Annotated in this window: 3 protein-coding genes; 2 read left to right on the plus strand and 1 reads right to left on the minus strand. The window is 42.0% G+C overall.

What is annotated here, in order from left to right; genetic code table 11:
* Positions 1-40 precede the first annotated feature (40 nt).
* Positions 41-616 (minus strand): hypothetical protein, encoded by a 576-nt coding sequence (locus P5V12_RS12560; RefSeq protein ID WP_316953438.1) that lies wholly within the window; start codon positions 614-616, stop codon positions 41-43.
* Between the two features lie 521 nt (positions 617-1137).
* On the opposite strand from P5V12_RS12560, the gene P5V12_RS12565 reads away from it, so the two are divergent.
* Together P5V12_RS12565 and P5V12_RS12570 are read left to right on the plus strand one after the other, a co-directional pair.
* Entirely contained in the window at positions 1138-1746 is a 609-nt protein-coding gene (locus P5V12_RS12565) for a PEP-CTERM sorting domain-containing protein (RefSeq protein ID WP_316953439.1), read from the plus strand.
* Between the two features lie 1340 nt (positions 1747-3086).
* Positions 3087-5237 carry a glycosyl hydrolase family 18 protein gene (locus tag P5V12_RS12570; protein ID WP_316953440.1) on the plus strand — a complete coding sequence of 717 codons (2151 nt, stop codon included), beginning with the start codon at positions 3087-3089 and terminating at the stop codon, positions 5235-5237.
* Positions 5238-6086: the final 849 nt, after the last annotated feature.

A 6086-nucleotide genomic window follows, 5' to 3' on the forward strand; every position in this document is an offset into this window, starting at 1 on the left:
AATCAGAATTATTTGAGGCCGAATAGAACTTAAAACCATCCTAATTCTGTTTCATATACCTGATAGATAATTCTTCATATTTATCCATTAACATCCACTTTTCTTCTTGAGTCATAGTGGAGATTGCTTTTCCTTTATCACATCGCTCCTGAACGACAAATTCCTTCCAATCAGGAAAATCATCATAAGGCTCAGACACATAGGGTTTTGTCATATTCCCCAGCTTAATCAGATACTCTTCAGCATCCATACTGCCTTCCACTATTCTGAAGTGCTGCCAAAAATGAAATAGCCCAACAAGAAAAGCCATCATAGTTATCATCGAAGCAATAGAGATAGACTTAGCTACAACTGACTTGGAAACCATGTATCCAATAACAACCTCCGCCACTGTCCAAATCATCAATAACAAACTTATTAGAAGATAACTGCTAAACGGACTGAGTAGATAGGGTTTATGCTCCCATATATCACTCACACTCCAACACTCGAATGGGATAATAGTTATAAATATGTGTAACCTGAAGAAAAATAGAATTGAAATAATACTGATGACTAATACACAGACTCGCCATTCATGGTCATCCTGATTTTCCATGCCCAACCTAATGTTCAAAGTATCCCACCTAAGAATATTAATAACCTAAGGAAAGCTTAGTCTTGCTCTCCACTTAGCGGTCTAAAGTTCACATCATTTTAACTCAATGAGGAAGCGGGTAACCCTTCTTTTATACCACTATAAAAATTTCTATATAAATATTATTAATACGACAACAGCACTAGAATTTTTTTGCGCCTTATCAAATAGGCTAACACAATACCAGAGCCTTCGATATCCAAATAACAAGCCACGGAAGCAAGTAGATCCATCCGCCTCCTAGCTATAATGGCACGTAATTCTAAAGCATTCTCTCCTCAGTCCATATTCTGTTTCAAGGCCTCTGTTAATCTGCCAGCACTTGACCATGGCTACCCCTGGCAACATTGAGCTTATCGCTTTACAAACAAAAACGAAGGAGTAGTACATTAATAACTAAAAACATACAAAACCTCGCATTGGGAATAATACTCAATCTTACTGCCATATCCGCTACGGCAGTTCCTATTACCTATGAGTTTGAAGGAATTTTCTCTAGTGTGTCAGATTATGGAAATTACTTTTTTGAATCTTCACCACAGGGAATGACGTTTAGAGGACAATTCACCTACGATACTGAAGCTACCACCGGATGGGATTTCGGCCCAACTCATGGAGACTATACAAGCCCCAACAACTCACTTTCGTTCTCTATAGATGGAACGGGTTATAGTTTTCAGAGTGGCCGTATGAGCATGGGTGTGTTCAACAACTACTACTACCATTCTTTCGACGGTTTTCACTTAGTTGCAGTGAACACCTGGGGTGAGAGCTACGCTATGGATACTAACTTACCCGAAGCTGGGCCGCATATGGCTTTGGATTTCGGGTTAAATGATTTTACACAGTCCGTGTTTAACGGAACCGAGATTCCTTCTGAATTGCTTATTTCAGATTTCGACTCGCCACTACTAAGACTTTACGCAAGTGATTATGGTTTTTATGATGGCGTCGGTCGTGGGTTCTCTGAGCACAATTATGCGCTTTTCGGTACTTTGACCTCACTCAGTAAGATGAGTGCGGAAGTTCCGGAACCTAGCTCAATTATTCTTCTATGCTTAGGCTTGCTTGCTGTATCAATAAGACAACGGAAAGCACATTCAATCTAAATAGATTCGATCAATAAAGCGCCCCATGTTTGGGGCGTTTTTGATAGCACTCATAATGAATCTCGATTTTTATAAAAAAGACAAAAATAATCGAGTAGCCCATCAAGAGAAAAAGTTTTCGAACAAAAAACTATTGGCTTCTTTATATCGTTCTCTATCTCTATGCCTGCGTATACAACGTTAAGATATCTATTTTTCTTCTAGCACTTCTAAACCTATAACATCAGGCAATCACATACCACCGCATTAGCTTTTCGAGTTTCAACAGGCAAATTCAGTAATACTTTATTCGTAGTAGACATTTTTAACTAACATGCGAGTTTCTATTTCTTTCATTTTTTCTCTGTTATTACCGAGACTACGCTGAAGAACTCTAAATATGAATGCGTTTATCTTAACGGAGGTTTACAGATAGATATCAACACCACCAACAACAACTAAAAGAAAATCAGTTTTTTAATGTTAAATACTTAACACACTGACTCTCGTGTATTATTCAAACGAACTACGGAGTTGATCATGTGAGCTTATATGTGTTGTCACATTCACCACGACCTATGCATACACAGGAAAACCCACCGAGAACTCAGATGTATATTTCCGCCTATTACAGAACCACCAAGCCGAATAGATATATTAAATAAAAATACATAGATGTAGATCAAGACAATAAACATACCGATAAGCAACTAGAAGTATTTGTTGCAATCAACAAAATTGGTCACAGTTTTAAAATTTTCTAACCGAACATTTTTTATCCGCAATTGGTAGCGCGAGTTTTTTCAGTAAACGTTATTATTTCTACAACACCCTTTATCGGTAAGGCCTGCAGCCATATGCAACTTTTCATTTATTTTGAATTGCTATAAAAACATATTTTTTTTAAATTCAAACGCTATAGTCTTTATTTGCTTTTTTTACTCCCTTATTTCTCATTTTTTGCTTTTTTGCGGATTTTGGCTTTCACATCCTTACCCAAATCGGTTAGTCTCTACATTGCCCACATAAAGCGCCAAAAAATACAATAAAGCGCGAGGGCAACGGGTCCACCCATGGACTAAATAACTGAAGTGTATTAACCAATAACAATAAGTGAGAGATACAGAGTGTTAACTCTGATAACTTCAGTATCTAAAGGCTATAAAAGTAGCAAGAAGTACTTCCGATTGATCGGCTGATTATTGGGAGAGAGCCCCTTTCATAGCTGCGATGCATACGTTATTGGTCGAACCTTCTTTGAAACTATCTATCTAGTTAAATTAGGCAGACCAAAGATGATTAAGTCGACTTTTACGAAAACTGCCCTCGCGGCAGGTTTAGGCCTAGCAATGGGCTTATCCATGACAGCGAACGCAGCGAATAAACATGCGCATAACAAGACTGTTATCGGTTATGTTACCCAGTGGGATCAATGGAAAGACGCCAAAGCCGGCGTTGAAGCCAAAGGTCTTCTCAACCACCTGAACGTTGCGATGGACAACTACTCTATCGTTAACTGGTCATTCTTCGGTGTGGCTGCAGATGGTTCCCTACACTCGGGCGACTTGCGTAATAAGAATATCTACCAAGCAGGCGTACAACAGGAATCTGGTCCATTGTTTCACCCAGACCCGTACTCCAGCTGGGACTACTACATGCTGTGGGGTGAACTGGAACTAATCCAGTACGTTGGCGATGCTGACACTGCATTGCAAGCGCGTCTCACCGAGCAAGGCATCACTTATGACAACGCAACTTCCTCATGGGAGCACGCTGCGTCTGGCGTTAGTGGAAAATACCCAATTCCTCTTCGTAAAGCTGGCGGAGCACCAGGTATCATCGAATACGCTCACCAACACGGCACAAAAGTTATGGCATCTTTGGGTGGCTGGTCCATGGGTAAACACTTCCCAGAAGTAGCTGCTGACCCAGTAAAACTAGCTCGTTTCATCGCAGACTGTAAGCGTCTTATGGCTCTTGGTTTTGATGGTATCGATCTTGATTGGGAATACCCTGGTCACTTCGGTATGAACATTGAAAACAACAGCCCAGCAGACTTCGATAATTTCCTTAACATGGTGAAGGAAATCCGTACTGCAATTGGTCCTGACAAGCTAATCACTTCGGCATTCAAGGCAGACAAGCGCAACCTTGAAAACTTTAACTGGACCGAATTGAACAACTACATGGATTACTACAACATGATGACCTACGACTACCACGGTGGTTGGTCTAATCATGCTGGTCACAACTCGCCTCTTTATGACTATGACTTGAGCATACTTGACGGCAATGGCGATCCTGTTGCTGAAGATATCTACCGTCATTTCAACTTAGACGGCATTACTAAGTGGATGGTTGGCCAAGGTATTCCTGCTCAAAAAATTAACTTGGGTGTTGCTTTCTACGGTCGTTCTGTACAGACCGAACTACCTACTGATTTAGGTACACCAACGATCAAGCGTAACATCACTGTTCAGCCAGACGGCCCTGTTTCTTCCGCTATGGATAAAACTAACTTTGACGTGTTTGATGGTACCCCAATGTACCGCTACATTGAGCAAGTTAAAAACCAAGGCTGGACTGAACATTGGGATGCCCAAGCTCAGGTTCCATACTTAACTAAAGATGGTTTCTTCCTAAGCTACGACGACGAGCGCTCCGTAAAACTTAAAGGTGAGTACATTGCTAACCAAGGTCTTGCTGGTGCGATTGTTTGGGTTGCTCAAGGCGAAATCGAATGTGTAGGCGGCCACAGTGCCGATAAGATGCCTATCTGTACTGGTATCAACCCACGCATGTCTAACGCACTAAACGACGGCTTGGCCTTAGGTGGAAGCAGCTCTTCTAGCAGCTCTAGCTCTTCAAGTTCTTCTTCAAGCAGCTCCAGCTCTTCAAGTTCTTCTTCAAGCAGCAGCTCTAGCTCTTCAAGTTCTTCTTCAAGCAGCTCTAGCTCTTCAAGTTCTTCTTCAAGCAGCTCTAGCTCTTCAAGTTCTAGCGGCGGTAGCACTTGCCCTGCCTTCACTCTAGGTGCAACCTATGCAACTGGCGACAGCGTAACCAATGCAGGTGGTTCTTACACTTGTACCGTTGGTGGCTGGTGTTCAAACGGCAATGGTGCTTATGAACCTGGTGTAGGTTGGGCGTGGTCTTACGCTTGGACAGCAGCAGCTCCAGGAACTTGTACTGGAAGCAGCTCTTCTTCAAGCAGCTCTAGCTCTTCAAGTTCATCTTCAAGCAGCAGCTCTTCTTCAAGCAGCTCTAGCTCTTCAAGTTCATCTTCAAGCAGCTCCAGCTCTTCTGGCGGAACTGGCGGATGTGCTGCCCAAGGTATTGATGCAACTGCAATAAATGCTTACCCTAACTGGACGCAAAACGACTGGGCGGGTAACCCAAGCCATGCTTCTGGCGGTGATATGATGTCTAACAGTGGTGTGGTTTACCGCGCAAGCTGGTGGACTCAATCTGTTCCAGGCAGCGACGGTTCTTGGACTAAAGTTTGTGACATTTAATAGCTAGTTTGCTAATAAAATAAAAAGGGCGGCCATATGGTCGCCTTTTTTTTATTTATAGTTGAAGAAAAAAGAATAAAAACAGCAAAGACCATTTTATTTCCTGATGTTTCTTTTAGAAGAAATTTGGCATTTTTGAATTGTTGTCATTCATGGCCAACCAAACTCCACTATCCATGTCTCTGACCTACGGCCATCCTTGGCAGCCTAAAAGAAAATTTCTTACATATTCGAAACCAAAGTCATCCCGTTTTCTATCGCTAACAGTGTGATTTCCATTTTAGAGGTCACCACATTGCCGAGACTATCACGCGCAATAAACACGATTTCAATCAGCGTTTTATTATCGGGAGCAACCCCGTATATTTGCAGTTCTTTGGCATTAAACTCTAGCCATTGAGGTAGAGGGCTTCCATCAACAAGCTGCGCTTCAACCGTATATTGACCCGCGTGTGTAAAAGTATCCTCCGGTAAGTTAATAACAAATGGCTGATTACCTTTAACCGTTAACGGATTAAAGTGCTTCACGCTGATAAACCCATCATGCTTGTTCATCGACACCAATGAACTAACTGGAGCATATTCTGCCACCGAGAGTTTTATCGGTTCTTGCGTGTCAGCAAGGGTGTAATCCATTGGTGTAGAAACCGCAAATTGGTGTTGTTCATCATTCTGTTCTATGGCCGTTTCCGCTCCAATACTTGAGATGGTGCGAACAGGGAATGCAGCCTCAACAACCGCGGCAATATCTCTTGAACCTTGGGTATACACACCGGGAAGAATATCCGCATAGGCCTGATCTTGTGCGACAACGATGTAATTGTTTAGGTCGTTTCCGCTTAGGTGAGT

It is taken from the genome of Teredinibacter sp. KSP-S5-2, from assembly GCF_032773895.1.
Taxonomy (GTDB): Bacteria; Pseudomonadota; Gammaproteobacteria; order Pseudomonadales; family Cellvibrionaceae.

Excerpts from the sequence above, each read along its gene's own strand:
- P5V12_RS12570 (WP_316953440.1), top strand. The coding sequence starts at position 3,087 with ATGACAGCGAACGCAGCGAATAAACATGCGCATAACAAGACTGTTATC.